The 1,213-nt window shown below is 62.9% G+C and carries 1 protein-coding gene; it reads right to left on the bottom strand.

The window, feature by feature from the left end; translation table 11 throughout:
- Positions 1-78: 78 nt before the first annotated feature.
- The coding region (locus RMN95_RS06145) for a hypothetical protein (protein ID WP_309616061.1) at positions 79-1,213 on the bottom strand (1,135 nt) is incomplete at its 5' end.

Below are 1,213 nucleotides of genomic sequence, written 5' to 3'. Positions count from 1 at the left end.
GATTGCGAGCCCAACCCGATTTCCAGCGAGCACCCGATCGCCCCGCTGACCCCGGCGATAGGGCGCATGTCTCAGTGGCTATTGGTCCGCGGCTGTTGGTCCGCGTAGTTCCTCGATACGTGCGCGGGAGGGCGCCCCGGTTCCCTTGGCGATAGCGGTGAGTTCGGCGGCGATGATGTATTCCGGGAGACCGGCCAGGGCGAGGTAGATGCGGTACCAGCTCATGAGGTACTCGTTGTCTGGTTCCTGTTCGATGTCGAACATGCGGTCGTGGCCGAGGTCGACGGGCCAGTTGCCCCACAAGGGGTAGGCGATGGATGCGAGTTGATGCTCGCGCGCCTCATCCGGGGTGGGGGTGGTGCTGTTGCGCCGGATGTTTCCGATGAGCTGGTTCAGCGACATCATCGCGTCCGCGTGCCACACCTCGTCCGTGCGCACCGCTTGGGCGAGCAGCGGTGCTTGTGCGAGGAGGCCGATTCGCCAGGACGGGTCGGTGTTTGTGGTTACCTCGTCAAGGAGCCAGGCGACGAACCGGGCCGCTTCCGGCTCGGTTGCTGAGCGCCTCACCCACTCGACCGCCGTGTCGTCGAAAGCATGGCCGGCGTCATAAGCGGCGCGCAACAGCTCGACCGCGGGAGCCGACTCGTGCGGGAATGTCATGTGGGCGCGGGCCTGGGCGTTGTCAGGGTGTGCTCCCGGTGCCGGGCCTCGCAGGATCGCAAGCTCCGCCGATGATCGCTCGCCACCGTTGGCTTTACGTTCCCGGGCCACCTTCGCGTTGCGAGTTGGCCCATACTCGATCACTTTCAGACCATTCTTGAGCTCCGCGTAGGCCTCTGGTTTACGGGTATACAGCGGCGACTGATACACGATCGCGGTCGCAGCACACAACAAATCGGTGCGATCCAAGGGCGAATCCGGGCGCGCGATTGAGTAGCGCGCTTCCATTTCCAGCTTCTGATAGACGTCGAGGATGCTCAAGTCGAATTGGACGGGCGTGGTCCAGGTCCATGCCCTGGGGATGGGCCGGTCTACAAGTCGACTCCCCTGCTTATCCTGTGTGTGAAGTACGAGCGCGACATCCAAAGCGAGACCGGCGCTGATGAATATCGCATCACCCTCCTTGAACATCACACGGTCCATCCCCGTGGCAAGAACGGTGAAATCAATCGTCACCGCACGGGCAGTAGCAAGATCCACACTGCCAGGGAAT

Source organism: Salinibacterium sp. (assembly GCF_031364185.1).
Lineage (GTDB): Bacteria > Actinomycetota > Actinomycetes > Actinomycetales > Microbacteriaceae > Rhodoglobus.
Note: the sequence above shows the minus strand (reverse complement) of the source record. Positions and strands in the feature narration are given on the sequence as shown.